We start from the raw sequence: 16,837 nt of genomic DNA on the forward strand, positions 1-16,837 counted from the left end.
GGAGGCAAATTGATGAGCAAGACATTCAAAATCGCCGCGATTGCCGGCGATGGCATTGGCAAGGAAGTCCTGCCGGAAGGGCTGCGCGTATTGGAGCAAGCCGCGAAGAAATGGCAGCTGGACCTGAGTATCGAAGTGCTCGACTGGGCGCATTGCGATTACTACCTGGAACACGGACAGATGATGCCCGACGACTGGTTTGAACAGCTCAAGGGTTTCGACGCGATCTACTTCGGCGCCGTGGGCTGGCCGGACAAGGTGCCGGACCACATTTCCCTGTGGGGCTCGCTGCTCAAATTTCGTCGGGACTTTGACCAGTACGTGAACATTCGCCCGGTGCGCCTGTTCCCCGGCGTGCCGTGCCCCTTGGCCGGACGCAAGCCGGGAGACATCGATTTCGTGGTGATCCGCGAGAACACCGAGGGCGAGTATTCGTCGGTGGGCGGCAAGATGTTCGAAGGCACCGAGCATGAATTCGTGCTGCAAGAGTCGGTGTTTACCCGGCGCGGCGTGGACCGGATCCTCAAGTTCGCCTTCGACCTGGCCCAGACCCGACCGCGCAAGCGCCTGACGGCGGCGACCAAGTCCAACGGGATTTCCATCAGCATGCCGTACTGGGACGAGCGCACCGCATTGATGGCGGCGCAATACCCGGACATCACCTGGGACAAGCAGCACATCGACATTCTGTGCGCGCGTTTCGTGCTGCAACCGGATCGGTTCGATGTGGTGGTGGCGTCAAACCTGTTCGGTGACATCCTGTCCGACCTGGGGCCTGCGTGTGCAGGAACCATCGGCATCGCGCCGTCGGCCAACCTCGATCCCGAACGTCGCTTTCCGTCGCTGTTCGAACCGGTGCATGGCTCGGCACCGGACATCTATGGGCAGAACATCGCCAACCCGATTGCGATGATCTGGTCCGGGGCGTTGATGCTGGATTTTCTGGGGAATGGAGAAGAGCGTTATCGCGCGGCGCATGACGGGATTTTGCAGGCGATCGAGCGGGTGATTGCGCAGGGGCCGATCACACCGGATTTGGGGGGGAAGGGTTCCACTCAGGATGTCGGCAAAGCCATCGCCGACAGACTCTGAACCCTCCACCGATCCAATGTGGGAGCGGGCTTGCTCGCGAAGGCTTCCTGTCAGTTGATATTGATGTCGACTGACACACCGCTTTCGCGAGCAAGTCGAATCGTCGCACCGCCGCTCCCACAGTCGATTTGTGTTTTAGTCAGTAACCTTGGGTGCGGTCGATCTGGCCCACCATCGGCTCGCCGCTTTGATGCCGCCGAATATTCTCCAACAACACCCCAAACGCACTCTCCGGCTGCGTCATAGCGGCAATATGCGGTGTCAGCAGAATCTGCGGATGATCCCAAAACGGATGATCCTCCGGCGCCGGTTCTTCCTGCAGCACATCGAGTACCGCGCCACTGAGCTGCCCGCTGTCCAGCGCCTCAAGCAGATCACTCTCCACCAGATGCCCGCCACGACCCATGTTGATCAACGCCGCGCCATGGGGCAATTGCCGGAACAATTCACGATCGAGAATGCCTTGGGTCTGCTCCGTCAGCGGCAGCACGCACAACAGAATGTCGCACTGGCTGAGAAACGCCGGCAGTTGCTCGCGACCGGCGTAACACTCCACGCCAGTGACCTGATGCGCACTGCGCGCCCAGCCCGACAAGGCAAAGCCCAGGGGCTGCAAGGTCGCCAGAATCTGCTGAGCCTGGGTGCCAAGGCCCATGACCCCGACCCGCCGCGTGGCCGCCGGTTGCAGCAAGTGCGCCTGCCAGCACCGCGCCATTTGTTGCTGACGATAACGCAGCATGTCCCGGTGCAGGCTCAGCACCGCAAAACTGGCGTACTCGCACATGCCGCGGGTGATGCCCGGGTCCAGCAGGCGCACCACCGGCAATCTCGCGGGCAAGCGACTGAGGTCCAGTTGATCGACCCCGGCCGACAACGCGAACAACACGTTCAGATTCGGCAGCAACGCCTCTAGATCGTCGGGTGCCTGCCAGGCGGCGAGGTATTCGATGTCCGCGGGATCACCGATGTCCGGCCAGGCGCGCCATTCGATATCCGGGGCGTGTTTGGCGAACAGCGCTTTCCACTGTTCGCCGCGCACAGGGTCAGCTTTATAAAGCAGGGCCATGGGCATGTCCTGAAGGGATGAAGGTGCTGAACATCATCGCGCAACGTCGGCGCAGGATCTGTCGAAAGGGCCGGGTTAAACGGGTTTCGTGATGTTCGATCGGCGACCGCCCGGCAGATTCGGCGGGCGAAAGGAATCTGCCGTTTGGCAGGGTGAAAACAGTCGATCCGAATTTCTCAGGGGCCAAGTTCGGCGTAGATCGTTTCGCGCAAGGCTTAACCTGAACACCATCGCAACCACCTCCCGGTTGCCGGACTCACGATGGGAAATGCCATGAATAGCAAAGTCGACGAAACCCCTCATTTGCTCCGTCAGCGCGATCAATTCGTGCCGCGTGGCCTGGTTACCGCTCACCCGTTGGTGATCGATCGCGCCCAAGGTGCCGAGTTATGGGACGTGGACGGCAAGCGCTACCTGGATTTTGTCGGCGGCATCGGTGTGCTGAATATCGGTCACAACCATCCGAAAGTGGTCGCTGCGGTACAGGCGCAATTGCAAAAGATCTCTCACGCCTGTTTCCAGGTGGTGGCCTATAAGCCTTATCTGGACCTGGCCCAACGCCTGTGCGAAATGATCGGTAGCCAAGATGCGTATAAAGCGGCGTTCTTTACCTCCGGTGCCGAAGCGGTGGAAAACGCGGTGAAGATCGCCCGCGCCCACACCAATCGCTCGGCGGTGATCGCCTTCCGCGGCGGTTTCCACGGCCGCACCTTGCTCGGCACCACGCTGACCGGCATGAGCCAGCCGTACAAGCAGAACTTCGGGCCGTTCGCGCCGGAGGTCTTCCACACCCCGTATCCAAATGCCTATCGCGGCGTCACCAGCGAGATGGCGCTCAAGGCCCTCGACGAGTTGCTGGCCACCCAGGTTGCCCCTGAGCGTGTCGCCGCGATCATCATCGAACCGGTGCAGGGCGACGGCGGTTTCCTGTCAGCACCGGCGGAATTTCTCCAGGCCCTGCGCGTGCTGACGGAAAAGCACGGCATCGTGCTGATTCTCGATGAAATCCAAACCGGTTTCGGCCGTACCGGCAAGTGGTTCGGTTTCCAGCACGCCGGCATTCAGCCGGACCTGGTGACCGTCGCCAAGAGCTTGGCCGGTGGCTTGCCGTTGTCCGGGGTGGTCGGCAAGGCCGAGATCATGGACGCGCCGCTGCCCGGTGGCCTGGGCGGCACCTACGGTGGCAATGCCTTGTCCTGCGCCGCTGCGCTGGCGGTGATCGAGGCCTTCGAGGAAGAACAGCTGCTGACCCGCGGCGAAGCACTCGGTGAGCGTTTGCGCCAAGGCCTGCTGCGTTTGCAGGCTCGTCACGGGCAAATCGGCGACGTGCGCGGCACCGGGTTCATGCTGGCGATCGAACTGATCAAGGATGACGCGGCCCGCACGCCGGACGCTGACCTGAATCAGCGACTGATCGATGAAGCCCGGGTCGGTGGTTTGCTGGTGATCAAATGCGGTGTGTACCGCAACGTGTTGCGCTTCCTTGCGCCGCTGGTGACCACCGAAGAACAGGTCGATGAAGCGCTGCAGATTCTTGAAGCGGCATTGGCACGGGTCTTGAACTGAGCTCATGGCCGCTCGGGGCGGTGCCACAAGGCATCGTCCGTGAGCGTTTATGGAGCATGGATTGATGGAATGCATCATCGGAGGCGTTGCGCACCATGGGGCTGACTGAATATCGAGCACTGCTCATCGATTGCGATGAGGTCCTGGTCGATCGGGACTCGGGTGTCTGGACGGCACTGCAACCGCTGCTGGACAGCCGAGGCGGTCACCCGGACAGGGAACAGGTGCTGGCCGAATACAGCGAGGTGGTGCGAGCGCTGTATCCGCGTTTCGCCGAACTGGGCTTTAGTGGCGTACTGTGTTTCGCCCATCGCCAGCTGGCCGAGCGTTGGGGCCTGAAAGCCAGTTGGGAGGAGGGCATGAGCTTTGCCCGTTCGGTGGCCGGCTGGTCGCTGTTCGAGGACGCGCCCGGCGCGATGTTGTACCTGCGCAAGTTCTACCGCTTGCTGGTGCACGGCGACCGGGATGCCGAGGATCGAGGACTGCTGTGTGAACGATTGGGGATCATGCCTGACGATTTCATTTCACTGGCCAGCGACCCTTTACTCGATCCGCAGTGGTTAAAGGCTAACGCTTTTGAAGCCGGCAACATCCTGCACGTGACCCGACCTTCGGCCGATCGACAGACGGCCAAGGACGTGTGCCTGATCTGTCGCGGCCGCTCAAAACAGCCCACGCCGTGCGCGGCGGATTACTGTATTAACAGCATGGCGGATCTGGTGGCTCAGCATCAGCTGTCTTTACGGCGCTGATTTTGCTAGAAGATTGTCTTACAAACGGCAGTCAAGAGGTACGCAATGGAAGGGTTAGTCAAACTGGACCGAATCGACATCAGCATCTTGGTGGAGCTGCAAAAGGACGGGCGCATGACCAACGTCAGCCTGGCCGATGCGGTGGGGTTGTCGGCCAGTCCCTGCCTGCAACGGGTCAAACGGCTTGAGTCGGCCGGGTATATTTCCAGCTACAAGGCGCACCTGAACCTGGCCAAGATCACCGATTCGGTGACGGTGTTTACCGAAATCACCTTGAGCGACCACAAGCGCGAAGACTTCGCCAAGTTCGAGTCCAACATCCGCTTGGTGGACGAAGTGCTTGAATGCCATTTGATCAGCGGTGGCTACGATTACCTGGTGCGCTTCATGACCCGCAGCATCCAGCATTATCAGGAAGTGATCGAAAGCCTGCTGGACAAGAACATCGGCATCTCCAAGTACTTCAGTTACATCGTCATCAAATCTCCGGTGCTCAAGGACGGCGTGCCGCTGCGCAAATTGCTGCGCCACTGAACCAACCCCCTTTTCCAATCCCGACATGCCCCCCCTGTGGGAGCGAGCCTGCTCGCGATGGCGGCGTCACAGTCAACAGAGATGTTGAATGTAACGACCTCTTCGCGAGCAGGCTCGCTCCCACCGTTGTATTCGCAATTGCACTGCGTTTGGACATCAGGCCGGCACAACGGCCCAAGGCGCCTCATCCTGGCGCAAGCCGCATAAACGGCTGTTTCAAGCCACAAAAACAGTTGCCGATTGCTCCGTACGCGCGGATTTCAGAGCAAAGCGCAAAAGTCTCTGCGCTGTAATGCGTTCAGAGAGAGGGGAACGGTTTGTTGTCTGGCTCGTTTCGATAAAACGAGGCGGCAACGACCCGTTGAATAACACCAATCGGAGCGTAAAAAAATGCGAATGAGCAACGCAAAAGCACTATTGGGTTACGGCGTCCTCCTGCTGGCGAGCAGCAGCGAGGCGCATCAAATCTGGTACGAACAACCACCCGGCCAACCCCTGGCGTTGTACTACGGGGAATATGACAAGAACATGCTGGAAGTCACGCCGGGCGGGATGGACCGGTTTCAGCAACTCAAGGGCTGGTCGATCAGCAACCGGTCCCAGCCATTAACGCTGACCTTGCAGCGTCAGGCGTTTGCGGTGGCCCATCAAACCCGGGCAGATGATTCGCTGCTGGCCCAGGACCCGCACTATCCGATCTTCGATATCCATGAGGCGGACAAGGCGCTGAAGACTCATTGGACACCGGCAACCCGTTGGGTCGGTGACTTGCGCGCGCGCACCCCGGAACTGACCCTGGACATCGTGCCGACCGGCGTCGCCGATGCAGGCAAGGCGCAGTTCCAGGTGTTCTATGCGTCCAAACCGTTGGCCGACCAGGACGTGGTGCTGGAAACCGGCTCCGGCGAAGTGTTCACCCAACGCACCGATGCCGCGGGCAAAGTCAGCTTCGAGCTGCCGTGGCAGGGCACCTACGTGGTGGCCGTGGAATACAAGGACCGCACGCCCGGCGAGCGCATCAGTCCTCAAGGCAAGGCCGAACCGTTCGATATAAAGAGCTTCAGTTCGACACTGTCGTTCTATCGATCACAGGGCCAGACGCCGTTGCCGCGCGCGCCGTCGCAGCTGCCGGCATCGGAAGTCGCCAGGCTGAAGAAACAGGCCTGATCCCTCGACCACTACATGAGTGACTGATATGACCCCATCTTCAGGATTGGCAGGGCAGGCGACAACCGCTTCCCCTGCGTTTGCAACCAGTGTCGTCAAGGCCAACACCCGAATGCTGGCGATCGACGCTCTGCGCGGTTTCGTCATGCTGTTGATGCTGATCGACCATGTGCGGGAAACCTTTCTGCTGCACCGTCAGGTGACCGACCCGATCGATGCGTTAAGTGTCACTCCGGACCTGTACTTCACCCGAATGCTCAGTGAAATCTGCGCCCCGGCGTTCATCTTCCTCACCGGTTTGTCAGCCTGGCTCTACAGCCAGAAGCACACGGCGAAAGAAACCTCGGTGTTCCTGCTCAAGCGCGGGTTGTTCCTGGTGTTTCTGGAAGTCACCTTTGTGTGCTTTGCCTGGAACGCCGAGTTCCCGCCCAAGACCCTGTGGCTGCAGGTGATCTGGTGTATCGGCATATGCATGATCGTGCTCGCCGGGTTGCTGCACTTCAAACGCGGTTGGCTGATCGTGCTCGGCGTGGCGATTGTCGCCGGGCACAACCTGCTTGATGGCGTGATCGTGGGACCGGAGTCGCCGTTCTTCGTGCCGTGGTCGATCCTGCATCAGCGGGTGTTTATCGACATCACCGATTTCACCCGGGCCCGCACCACATACCCGGTATTGCCCTGGATTGGCGTGATCCTGCTGGGGTGGGGGATCGGGCCATGGTTCGGCAAGGACATGGACTCGGCCGAGCGGATTTCCCGCCTGCTCAAACTGGGCGCCGGCCTGCTGGTGGCGTTCGTGTTCATTCGCTACCTCAACGTTTATGGCGAGAAACCCTGGGTGCAGACTGGTGACTCGCTGCGCACCTTCATGAGTTTCATGAGCGCCAAGAAGTACCCGCCCTCGCTGATGTTCCTGATGCCGACGATTGGCCTTTCGCTGATCTTGCTGGCGCTGTTCGAGAAGCTCCAGGATCGCTGGTCCACCGCGACCCTGGCGATTTACGGCGGGGCGCCGATGTTCTTCTATTTGCTGCACTTGTACGTACTCAAGGCGATGTACCTGGCGGCAGTGGCGATCTGGGGTGCCAATCAGGGGGCCTACTATGGCTTCGACAACCTGCCCACGGTGTGGCTGTGGAGTGTGATCCTCGGGGTGTTGCTGTTCTTCCCGACGCGCTGGTTCGCCAACCTCAAACAGCGCCGTCGCGATATCGCGATCCTCAAATACCTCTGACGTGCCCAAGGGTGTCCCCCGTTCGGCGGGACACCTTGCAGACCCGGAATTCTGTGGAGTTGCACTGTGAAAACCCTATCGACGCACACCCTGCTACTGGCATTGGGCGGGCAGTCCCTGCTCGCCCTGGCTTCAGAGCAAGACACCGCAAAAGGCTTTATCGAAGACAGTCAATGGAGCCTGCTCAACCGCATCCTCTACGACCGTCGCGACTATGAACACGGCTCACTGAGCAATGGCGCGCGCAATGCCTTCAAGCCCCGATCCGAACGCAGTGACCTGGCCGAGGAATGGGCCTATGGCCTGATGGCCGATTTCATGTCCGGCTACACCACCGGCACCGTAGGGCTGGGCCTGGATGCCCATGTCTATTCCGGCTGGGAACTGGACAGCGGTGGCGGCCGGGCCGGCAAGGCGCGGGTGTTGGGGGTGGACAATGACGGGCACCCCAAGGATGAGTTCAGCCGAGGCGGCGCCGTGGGCAAGCTGCGGTTTTCCTCGACGGAATTGCGTTACGGCGAGCAGCGGGTAAAAACCCCCGTGTTCGGTTCATCCGACAGCCGCTTGCTACCGGAGACCGCCACCGGCTGGCTGCTGACCAGTCGCGAACTGCCCGCCACGACCCTGTATGGCGGACATTTCAACGAGAGCACCGACCGCAATGCCACCAGTCATGACCAAGGGTTTGTGGTCAATTACTCCAACGGCAAACAGGGCGACAGCTTCGATCTGGTGGGGGTGCGCAACACGGCGGTCAAAGGGCTCAACGCCAGCCTGTTCAGCGCGGACTACGCCGACACCTGGCACCAGCACTACCTGGGCGCGGTCTACACCCAGCCATTGGCGGAAGGCCAGGACCTGATCTTTGATCTCAATTTGTACCGAACCCAGGACACTGGCAAAGCCTTGTCCGGCCGCATCGACAACACCACCTGGAGTTTGCTGTCGACCTACAAACTCGGGGCCCACAGCTTCGGGCTGGGGTATCAAAAGGTCGATGGCGACACGCCCTTCGATTACGTGACCCGTGGCGCGATCTACTTGAGCAACGCCGTGGCGCTGTCCGATTTCAACGCGCCCCGGGAGGCTTCCTGGCAAGCGCGTTATGACCTGAACATGGCCGGTTATGGCATTCCCGGCCTTAGCTTCGGCGCACTGTACGTGCGCGGCAGCGGCATCGACGGTACTGATATGGACCCGAACGGCGGCTACAAATGGCTGGGTTACGGGCAGGGTGGCAAGCATTGGGAGCGTGATCTACAGGCCAAATATGTGGTGCAGTCGGGCGTTGCGAAAAACCTCGCGTTCAGCCTGCGCCATGCGGTTCATCGCGGGAATGCGGCTCAAGCAGAACTGGACGCCAATCAGCTCCGCCTGGCGATCGAATACCCGTTGGGTGGCAAATTCTGAACCGGAATGGGATCGCCTTTGTGCACTTTTATAAGGCCGCGCACCCCTGCGTTGCACTATGCGAAGGCAAATATCGGGCGTTCATCGACACCTGTGGTCAACGTTTACGGGCGCAAGGACTGCCAATCGCCGACTGGCACAAAGTCTGCAAGACACTGTTCAGGCCCACTGTGACGCAGTCGAGTGGGCAGCCCCCTCGGTCAACGACGATCGATTGGCCGAACAGGTCGTGGGCAACATCGGTGGTTCCGGCATAGATGCCTGACTTAGCACCGTAAATGAACAGGCAAAGACGCCTGGAACCGCAAGGTTTCAGGCGTTTTTTTTTGCTTTTTGAACAGCTATCGACGGGTGTCTCTTATGAATTCCAATGTTGCCACTTTGAATAAGCTGCAAACGCTGATCGTGATCGGCAATGGCATGGTCGGACATCATTGTGTCGAACAGCTGATCGAACGCGGTGCCCTTGATCACTATCGGCTGCACGTGTTCAGCGAGGAGCCGATGCGTGCCTACGACCGTGTGCACCTTTCCGAGTATTTCTCCGGCCGTGATGCCGAGTCGCTGGCCCTCGGTGAAGCCTCGCTGTACCAGAACCCGGGCGTAACCCTGCATCTGGGGGCTCCGGTGCTGGAAATCGACCGCGCACGCCGCCAGGTGATCACCGCGCAAGGCTGTGTCTCCTACGACAAATTGGTGCTGGCCACCGGCTCCTATCCGTTTGTGCCGCCGATCGAAGGCGCCGAGGGCGATTCGCGCCTGGTGTATCGCACCCTTGAAGACCTCGACGCCATTCGTGCCGCGGCCAGCAACGCCCGACGCGGTGTGGTGGTTGGCGGTGGCTTGCTGGGACTGGAAGCGGCCAACGCCCTGAAAACCCTGGGGCTGGAAGCGCATGTGGTGGAATTCGCCCCGCGCCTGATGCCGGTGCAACTGGACGAATACGGTGGCCTGGCGCTCAAGGCGCAGATCGAACGGCTCGGCGTCGGCGTGCATTTGTCGCGCGGCACGCAATCGATCAGCGCAGGTGAGGAATACCGCTACCGGATGAACTTCGCCAATGACGAATTTCTTGAAACCGACCTGATCGTGTTTTCCGCCGGTATCCGTGCGCAAGACGCACTGGCCCGCCAATGCTCGCTGGAAGTCGGCCCGCGCGGCGGCGTGGTGATTGATGACCAATGCCAGAGCAGCGATCCGAACATCTATGCCATCGGCGAATGTGCCGCATGGAACGGCAGCATTTTCGGCCTGGTCGCCCCGGGCTACCAAATGGCGCGCGGTGTTGCCGCATTGCTGTGCAACGAAACCGCCGAGCCGTTCATGGGCGCGGACATGTCGACCAAGCTCAAGCTGCTGGGCGTCGATGTCGGTTCCATCGGCGACGCGCATGGCAGCACGCCGGGCGCGCGCAGTTATCAGTTCATCGACGAAACCACGGCCAGCTATCGTCGCCTGGTGGTGGATGCGACCGGCAAACACGTGCTCGGTGCGGTGCTGGTGGGTGACAACAGCTATTACGACACGCTGCTGCAATACATGCAGAACGCGATTGCGCTGCCGGCGGAACCCGCCAGCCTGATTCTGCCATCGTCCGAAGGCGCACCGACCCTCGGCCCGGGCGCGTTGCCCGAAGCGGCCACGGTCTGCTCGTGCCACAACGTCACCAAGGGCTCCATTTGCTCGGCCATCGACGGTGGCTGCACCGACCTCGGCCTGCTCAAGTCGCAGACCAAGGCCTGCACCGGTTGCGGCGGTTGTGCCGGGCTGCTCAAGCAGGTTTTCGAACATGAGTTGATCGCCCGTGGCGTCAGCGTCGACAAAAGCCTGTGCGAACACTTTGCCTATACCCGTCAGGAGCTTTATGCGCTGGTGCGGGTAGAAGGGGTGATCACCTTCGAAGAACTGCTGGCCAAGCATGGCCGTGGCCACACCGGTTGCGACGTGTGCAAACCGGCGGTGGGCTCGATCCTTGCGTCGTGCTGGAACCAGCCGATCATGGACGCGTCGCTGGTACCGCTGCAGGACACCAACGACACCTTCATGGCCAACATGCAGAAGAACGGCACCTATTCGGTGGTGCCGCGCATCCCCGGTGGCGAGATCACTGCCGACAAACTGATCGCGATTGGTGTGGTGGCGAAGAAATACGACCTCTACACCAAAATCACCGGCGGCCAGCGTATCGACCTGTTCGGCGCGCAGTTGCATGAGTTGCCGGACATCTGGGCCGAACTGATTGAAGCCGGTTTCGAAACCGGGCACGCCTACGGCAAATCCACCCGCACGGTGAAGTCTTGCGTCGGCAGCACCTGGTGCCGTTATGGCGTGCAAGACAGCGTGCAAATGGCCTTGACCATCGAGGACCGCTACAAGGGCCTGCGCTCGCCGCACAAGCTCAAATTCGCGGTGTCCGGTTGCACCCGGGAATGCGCCGAGGCCCAGAGCAAAGACGTTGGCGTGATCGCCACGGAGAAAGGCTGGAACCTGTACATCGCCGGCAACGGCGGCATGCGTCCGCGTCACGCCGAGCTGTTCGCCACCGACCTCGACGACGCGACCCTGATCCGCTACATCGACCGCTTCCTGATGTTCTACATTCGCACCGCCGACAAATTGCAGCGCACCTCGGTCTGGCGCGAAAGCCTGGAGGGCGGCCTCGATTACCTCAAGGATGTGATCATCAACGACAGCCTCGGGCTGGGTGAAGAGCTCGAATCGCAGATGCAACTGGTGGTCAATCGCTATGAATGCGAATGGGCCAACGCCCTCAAAGACCCGGAAAAACTCAAACGCTTCCGTACCTTCGTCAACGATAAACGCCCGGACCCGGACATCCACTTTGTCCAGGAACGCGGCCAGCGGCGCCCGATCATGGCCGCCGAACTCAACCTTATCCCTGTCACCGAGGAGATTGCCTGATGAGCCAGTCCAATACCCAACGCATCGATTCCCTGGAAAACCCCGAGGCCTGGCAAACGGTGTGCGAGCAACAGGACCTGGTCAGCAACTCCGGCGTTGTCGTCTGGCTCGACGGCGCGCAAGTGGCGCTGTTCTACCTGCCGGGTGCCGAGGGTCGGACCCTCTACGCCATCGACAACCATGACCCGCAGTCCGGGGCCAATGTGATCGGTCGCGGGTTGGTCGGCAGCATCAAGGGTGATCTGGTGGTTGCATCGCCGATCTACAAACAGCATTTCCGCCTTGAGGACGGCAGCTGCCTGGAGTATCCGCAACAGCGTCTGCGTGTCTGGCCCGTGCGGTTGAACAGCGGCGTGGTGGAAGTCGGGGTGGCTTGAGCCTGTTCAACAGCATCGCGTATTCGCATCGGAGGCATTTATGAAAACAGCCGCACAATTGCTGAAACTCAAGGCCGTGCAAAACCGTCAGGTGCATAGCATCGCGCCGGATGAAATGGTGCTTGAAGCGCTGAGGATCATGGCCGAAAAGAACGTGGGCGCGCTTCCGGTGATCGAGGCCGGGCAAGTGGTCGGCGTGATCAGCGAGCGTGACTATGCGCGCAAGGTGGTTTTGCAGGGGCGCTCTTCGGTCGGCACGCCGGTGCGCGACATCATGAGCGCGCCTGTGGTGACGGCTGACAGTCAGCAGAGTATTGAGCGTTGCATGGCGGTGATGACTGACAGTCATCTGCGTCATTTGCCGGTGATGGAGGGTGGCGAACTGATGGGGCTGTTATCGATTGGGGATTTGGTCAAGGAAGCGATCGTTGAGCAGGCGGATTTGATTCGGCAGTTGGAGCATTACATTCGCGGGCACTAGGGCGGTCAGTGTGACTGAGGTTGGGGGACATATCCGTTTTTGTTGTGATGGCGACTTAGGGTTCCGCCCTTACGGCGGGTCACTTGGAAGAGCGCCAAGTAACCAAACGCTTTCGCCCCTGACGTACGGTGCCTCGCTGTGGCTCGGCATACCCTCGCTCCGGTCCTGCTCCGTGGGCCCGCCGCCATCGGCCATCCATGGCCGGGGGCGGCTACCGCGGCATCCTTGCCGCGGTGCCCACTGCGCAGAACCTGCGCTCGGCCTTCCGACGGGGCAGATCAAGATCAAAAGCAAAAGCCAAAGCAAAAGCAAAAGCCAAAGCAAAAGCCAAAGCAAAAGCCAAAGCAAAGCAACAGCCCGGCGTTGTACCTGTGGGAGCGAGCCTGCTCGCGATAAACGTCCGGACACCGCGTTCATTCAGACAGCCCGCGTTATCGTTCACGTCTTTCGCGAGCAAGCCCGCTCCCACAGGGGGAATGCGTACGCTTGAAGAGGCAGGCCGGCCGGTAGGCCGCCTCGCGGTGCTTTTGCGGTACTCGCCCCCTCGAGAGGCCGAGTGGAGGTTCTGCGCAGTGGGCAACCCGGCATGGATGCCGGGTTAGCCGCCCCCGGCCATGGATGGCCGATGGCGGCGGGCCCACGGAGCAGGACCGGAGCGAGGGCATGCCGAGCCACAGCGAGGCACCGAACGACAGGGGCAAGAGCCCTTGGTTACTTGGGGCTTTTCCAAGTGACCCGCCGTAAGGGCGGAACCCTAAGCCGCCGTGACCGCAGAAACGGATATGCCCACGAGGGTTTTGCCGCTTTCTTGATCAGTGTCAACCGCATAACCAGACAGCCTCTGTAGTCTCCAGAGACCGACAGCCAGTGCGCTCACCCCAATGTTCGCCGTAGCGCCGGTTGCCTTGACCCAAGGCGAAAACACCATGATCTATCCGCTGATTCTGACCTTGCACCTGTTTGCCGCGCTGATCTTCATCGGCACGGTGTTCTTCGAAGTCCTGTTCCTGGAAAACATCCGCAAACAGCTACCCGCCAGGGTAATGCTGCTGGTGGAGCAGGGTATCGGCCGCCGGGCCCGCTCGCTGATGCCGTGGGTGCTGCTGGTGTTGTTCGGTGCCGGGCTGGGCATGGTCTGGTTGCGTTACTTGCCAGCCCTGGCCTCACCACTGTCCTCATCGTTCGGCACCTTACTGGCGTTGAAAATCGCAGTGGCCGTGAGTGTGCTGCTGCATTTCCTCGGCGCCATGTTTCTATTCAAAAACGGCCGAATGAGCCCGCGATACCTGCACTTCATCCATGGCAGCCTGTTCTGCCACATGGTCGTTATCGTGTTGCTGGCCAAGGGCATGTTTTACCTGACGTGGTAATCGGGCCTGACCTCGTGCAGACACTTTGCTTGCGCTTGACGCAAATCAAGGAGCATTGATGGTTAAACCCGGAGACTGACAGTCCGCAGCCAGTCTCGGAGACCGCCATGCTCGATTTATTTCACAACCCAGGCGAGTTGATCGCTCGGTGCGATCAAGGCGTGCTTGACCCTAACTGTCATGCCGACACGCAAAAATTTCATGACGGTATCGGCTCTCTGGACCTGCTTCGTGCATTGCGCGTCAGCCGCCAGAAGTGCCGTCCGCTGTCCCTGAACGTGCAACTGCCTTCCAGCCTCAAGCCGTCTTCCTGTTCCCCGCGCGATATCGCCGGCGAGCACAACGGTATCGAGCAGTACCTTCAGCATCTGGAGCGGGAAATCGACCTCGTCGGTTGCCACCTCGGTGCAGAGCAACGGGTCGAGCAGTTTCATCTGGGCGGCGGAACACCCGCGCCTGCCCATCTGGAACGGCTGATGAGTCATCTGCGTGGCCGGTTCAACTTTCTTGAACATGAAGGCGGCGATTACAGCGTCGAGGTCGACCTCCACCACACCGACTGGGCGACCATGGGGTTGCTGCGCGACCAGGGATTCACTCATGTGAGCATCGGCGTTCCGGATATCGACGCCGACTGTGACAGGTCGGTGGCCTGCTACCAGAACCCGGCGCCGATCCAGTCGCTGATGGATGCCGCGCGCACCTTTGGTTTTCGATCCATCAACGTCGACCTGGGTTTTGGCCATGCCTGGCAGACGCCAGACAGTTTTGCGCTGAAGCTGGCGAGCATTATTGAACTGGAGCCGGACCGGCTCATGGTGTTCGATTATGCCCGGCCACCACGGCGTTATCGGCCGGTGCTAGGTGACAAAGTCAGAGCGCTGTGCAGCCAGGACGATAAAGGCGCGATGCGCCAGATCTGCTTCGATCAACTGCTTGGCGCGGGTTATCACTACATCGGTCTGGGGCAGTTTGTCCGGCCTGATGATGATCTGGCTGTTGCCCAGGAGCGCGGCCGGTTGCGCCGTACCTGTGAGGGTTTCTCCCGTCACGGCTATTGCGATCATATTGGATTCGGTTTGGGCGCCATCAGCCAGATCGACGAGTTGTACACGCAAAACACCGACGAGATTGAACGCTATCAGCAGCAATTGGACATGCGGCAATTGCCGACGTGTCGAGGCTGGCGCTTCGAGGCGGGGGATCAGATCCGGCAAATGGTCATGGAACGTCTGGCCTGTGATCAGGAACTGGATATCCGCGCTATCGAGCGGCGCTACGGGCTGGTTTTTTCCAAGTACTTCTCCTCTGTCTGGCCGTTGCTGGAGCAATTGAGTCGAGACGGGTTGATTGAATTGTCAGACCGTTTCATCAGCATCCTTCCCGCCGGTCGGCCGGAAGTGGATGCCATCTGCAACCTGTTTGAAAAGGATTTGGGCGGTGCGAAGCATTAACCCCATGCGAGTTGATCGATCATGAACACGACATTTGATTTCAATCGCGCCCTGGTCGAAAAGTACGACCGCCCGGGGCCGCGTTATACCTCTTACCCCACGGCGCCGCAGTTTCATCAGGCGTTTGCCGTTGATGACTATCAGCGTGCCGCCCGCGACAGCAATCAGGTGGCCGCGCCGAAACCGTTGTCGGTGTACATCCACATCCCGTTCTGCAAAAGCCTTTGTTACTACTGCGCCTGCAACAAAATCATTACCCAGAAAACCCATCGCGCCGTCGAGTACCTGACGTACCTCAAGCGTGAAATCGCAATGCAGGCGGCCTTGTTCGACAGCACCCGCAAACTCACCCAGTTGCACTTGGGGGGCGGCACGCCGACCTATTTGACCAGCGAACAGTTGGCGGACCTGATGGACTGCCTGCACCAGGCGTTCAACATGGACGACAGCGATAACCATGAGTTCTCCATCGAGGTTGACCCGCGCACCATCAGCACCGAACAGATTCAGTCATTGCGCCAGTTGGGCTTCAATCGCCTGAGCTTCGGCGTGCAGGATTTCGACCCCGATGTGCAGGCCGCGGTGAATCGCCAGCAAAGTGAAGAGCAGATTTATGCGCTGGTCGCGGCGGCGCGCGAGGCGCACTTCAAGTCGATCAGCGTCGATCTGATCTACGGCCTGCCACTGCAAACCGTGCAGAGTTTCGACGTCACCCTCAGCAAGATCATCGCGCTGCGTCCGGACCGGATTGCCGCCTACAGCTACGCGCATTTGCCGGAGATGGTTCGCGCACAACGGCTGATTCGTCCCGCCGACATGCCGCCACCGGAGCGCAAGCTGGAACTGCTCGAGCTGACCATCCGCCGCCTGACCGAGGCCGGTTATGTCTATATCGGCATGGATCATTTCGCCTTGCCGGATGACGAACTGGCGCTGGCCCGGGCCAATGGCACCCTGCAGCGTAACTTTCAGGGCTATTCCACCCATGCCGACTGCGATTTGATCGGCCTTGGGGTGTCGTCGATCGGCAAGGTCGGCGACAGCTACAGCCAAAGCGTCAAGGAACTTTCGCAGTACTACGCCCGTATCGATCAAGGGCTGTTGCCGGTGCATCGCGGTTACCGCTTGAACGCCGACGACCTGCTGCGCCGCGAGGTGATCAGCGACCTGATGTGCCATGGCCGTATCGCGTTCGACCAGTATGAAGCGCGGCATGGCATTCGCTTCACCGAGTATTTTGCCGAGGCGCTGGCGCAGCTGGGCGAGCATGTGCGCGATGGATTGCTGCAGATTCACCGCGACGAATTGGTGCTGCTGCCACAAGGGCATCTGATGATGCGCAGTGCCGCGATGGCGTTCGACGCCTATCTGGGCGGTGAACAAAAAGGCCAGTTCTCACGTACGGTCTAAGC

General features: G+C 60.3%; 14 protein-coding genes. 13 read left to right on the forward strand and 1 reads right to left on the reverse strand.

The window, feature by feature from the left end; translation table 11 throughout:
- The first annotated feature begins 12 nt into the window (after positions 1 to 12).
- Complete coding sequence (locus IB252_RS09080; RefSeq protein ID WP_111452587.1) at positions 13 to 1,092, forward strand: tartrate dehydrogenase; 1,080 nt, start codon at positions 13 to 15, stop codon at positions 1,090 to 1,092.
- A 139-nt stretch (positions 1,093 to 1,231) separates the two neighbouring features.
- Here the strand turns inward: IB252_RS09080 and IB252_RS09085 are convergent, their stop codons facing one another.
- Positions 1,232 to 2,158: a 2-hydroxyacid dehydrogenase gene (locus tag IB252_RS09085; protein ID WP_192408254.1), complete on the reverse strand. Its 927-nt coding sequence runs from the start codon at positions 2,156 to 2,158 to the stop codon at positions 1,232 to 1,234.
- 273 nt (positions 2,159 to 2,431) lie between these two features.
- On the opposite strand from IB252_RS09085, the gene gabT reads away from it, so the two are divergent.
- The 12 genes from gabT (at position 2,432) to hemN (ending at position 16,835) form a co-directional block, all read left to right on the forward strand.
- Positions 2,432 to 3,724: a 4-aminobutyrate--2-oxoglutarate transaminase gene (gene gabT, locus IB252_RS09090; protein WP_192408255.1), complete on the forward strand. Its 1,293-nt coding sequence runs from the start codon at positions 2,432 to 2,434 to the stop codon at positions 3,722 to 3,724.
- Between the two features lie 95 nt (positions 3,725 to 3,819).
- Complete coding sequence (locus IB252_RS09095; protein ID WP_192408256.1) at positions 3,820 to 4,476, forward strand: HAD family hydrolase; 657 nt, start codon at positions 3,820 to 3,822, stop codon at positions 4,474 to 4,476.
- A 45-nt stretch (positions 4,477 to 4,521) separates the two neighbouring features.
- Positions 4,522 to 5,010, forward strand: a complete 489-nt coding sequence (locus tag IB252_RS09100; RefSeq protein ID WP_008055821.1) for an Lrp/AsnC family transcriptional regulator — start codon at positions 4,522 to 4,524, stop codon at positions 5,008 to 5,010.
- 396 nt (positions 5,011 to 5,406) lie between these two features.
- Positions 5,407 to 6,177 (forward strand): DUF4198 domain-containing protein, encoded by a 771-nt coding sequence (locus tag IB252_RS09105; protein WP_225607355.1) that lies wholly within the window; start codon positions 5,407 to 5,409, stop codon positions 6,175 to 6,177.
- Between the two features lie 28 nt (positions 6,178 to 6,205).
- Positions 6,206 to 7,411 (forward strand): DUF1624 domain-containing protein, encoded by a 1,206-nt coding sequence (locus IB252_RS09110; protein ID WP_192408257.1) that lies wholly within the window; start codon positions 6,206 to 6,208, stop codon positions 7,409 to 7,411.
- 66 nt (positions 7,412 to 7,477) lie between these two features.
- A complete protein-coding gene (locus IB252_RS09115) occupies positions 7,478 to 8,821 on the forward strand; it encodes an OprD family porin (RefSeq protein WP_192408258.1) in 1,344 nt (447 codons plus the stop codon).
- A 360-nt stretch (positions 8,822 to 9,181) separates the two neighbouring features.
- Entirely contained in the window at positions 9,182 to 11,743 is a 2,562-nt protein-coding gene (nirB, locus tag IB252_RS09120; RefSeq protein ID WP_192408259.1) for a nitrite reductase large subunit NirB, read from the forward strand.
- Positions 11,743 to 12,120 (forward strand): nitrite reductase small subunit NirD, encoded by a 378-nt coding sequence (gene nirD / locus IB252_RS09125; protein WP_008156769.1) that lies wholly within the window; start codon positions 11,743 to 11,745, stop codon positions 12,118 to 12,120. Before nirB ends, nirD begins: the two co-directional genes overlap by 1 nt.
- A 40-nt stretch (positions 12,121 to 12,160) precedes the next feature.
- Entirely contained in the window at positions 12,161 to 12,601 is a 441-nt protein-coding gene (locus tag IB252_RS09130; protein ID WP_192408260.1) for a CBS domain-containing protein, read from the forward strand.
- Between the two features lie 926 nt (positions 12,602 to 13,527).
- Positions 13,528 to 13,971: a CopD family copper resistance protein gene (locus IB252_RS09135; protein WP_192408606.1), complete on the forward strand. Its 444-nt coding sequence runs from the start codon at positions 13,528 to 13,530 to the stop codon at positions 13,969 to 13,971.
- 107 nt (positions 13,972 to 14,078) lie between these two features.
- On the forward strand, positions 14,079 to 15,425 hold the full coding sequence (locus IB252_RS09140; RefSeq protein ID WP_192408261.1) for a coproporphyrinogen III oxidase: 1,347 nt from the start codon (positions 14,079 to 14,081) through the stop codon (positions 15,423 to 15,425).
- A gap of 21 nt (positions 15,426 to 15,446) precedes the next feature.
- Positions 15,447 to 16,835 (forward strand): oxygen-independent coproporphyrinogen III oxidase, encoded by a 1,389-nt coding sequence (hemN, locus tag IB252_RS09145; protein WP_111450235.1) that lies wholly within the window; start codon positions 15,447 to 15,449, stop codon positions 16,833 to 16,835.
- The last annotated feature ends 2 nt before the right edge of the window (positions 16,836 to 16,837 follow it).

The organism is Pseudomonas sp. PDM10 (assembly GCF_014852295.1).
In the GTDB taxonomy this organism is placed as follows: domain Bacteria; phylum Pseudomonadota; class Gammaproteobacteria; order Pseudomonadales; family Pseudomonadaceae; genus Aquipseudomonas.

Coding starts and splice junctions, on each gene's coding strand:
- IB252_RS09080 (WP_111452587.1), top strand. CDS start 13: ATGAGCAAGACATTCAAAATCGCCGCGATTGCCGGCGATGGCATTGGC.
- IB252_RS09085 (WP_192408254.1), bottom strand. CDS start 2,158: ATGGCCCTGCTTTATAAAGCTGACCCTGTGCGCGGCGAACAGTGGAAA.
- gabT (WP_192408255.1), top strand. CDS start 2,432: ATGAATAGCAAAGTCGACGAAACCCCTCATTTGCTCCGTCAGCGCGAT.
- IB252_RS09095 (WP_192408256.1), top strand. CDS start 3,820: ATGGGGCTGACTGAATATCGAGCACTGCTCATCGATTGCGATGAGGTC.
- IB252_RS09100 (WP_008055821.1), top strand. CDS start 4,522: ATGGAAGGGTTAGTCAAACTGGACCGAATCGACATCAGCATCTTGGTG.
- IB252_RS09105 (WP_225607355.1), top strand. CDS start 5,407: ATGAGCAACGCAAAAGCACTATTGGGTTACGGCGTCCTCCTGCTGGCG.
- IB252_RS09110 (WP_192408257.1), top strand. CDS start 6,206: ATGACCCCATCTTCAGGATTGGCAGGGCAGGCGACAACCGCTTCCCCT.
- nirB (WP_192408259.1), top strand. CDS start 9,182: ATGAATTCCAATGTTGCCACTTTGAATAAGCTGCAAACGCTGATCGTG.
- nirD (WP_008156769.1), top strand. CDS start 11,743: ATGAGCCAGTCCAATACCCAACGCATCGATTCCCTGGAAAACCCCGAG.
- IB252_RS09130 (WP_192408260.1), top strand. CDS start 12,161: ATGAAAACAGCCGCACAATTGCTGAAACTCAAGGCCGTGCAAAACCGT.
- IB252_RS09135 (WP_192408606.1), top strand. CDS start 13,528: ATGATCTATCCGCTGATTCTGACCTTGCACCTGTTTGCCGCGCTGATC.
- IB252_RS09140 (WP_192408261.1), top strand. CDS start 14,079: ATGCTCGATTTATTTCACAACCCAGGCGAGTTGATCGCTCGGTGCGAT.
- hemN (WP_111450235.1), top strand. CDS start 15,447: ATGAACACGACATTTGATTTCAATCGCGCCCTGGTCGAAAAGTACGAC.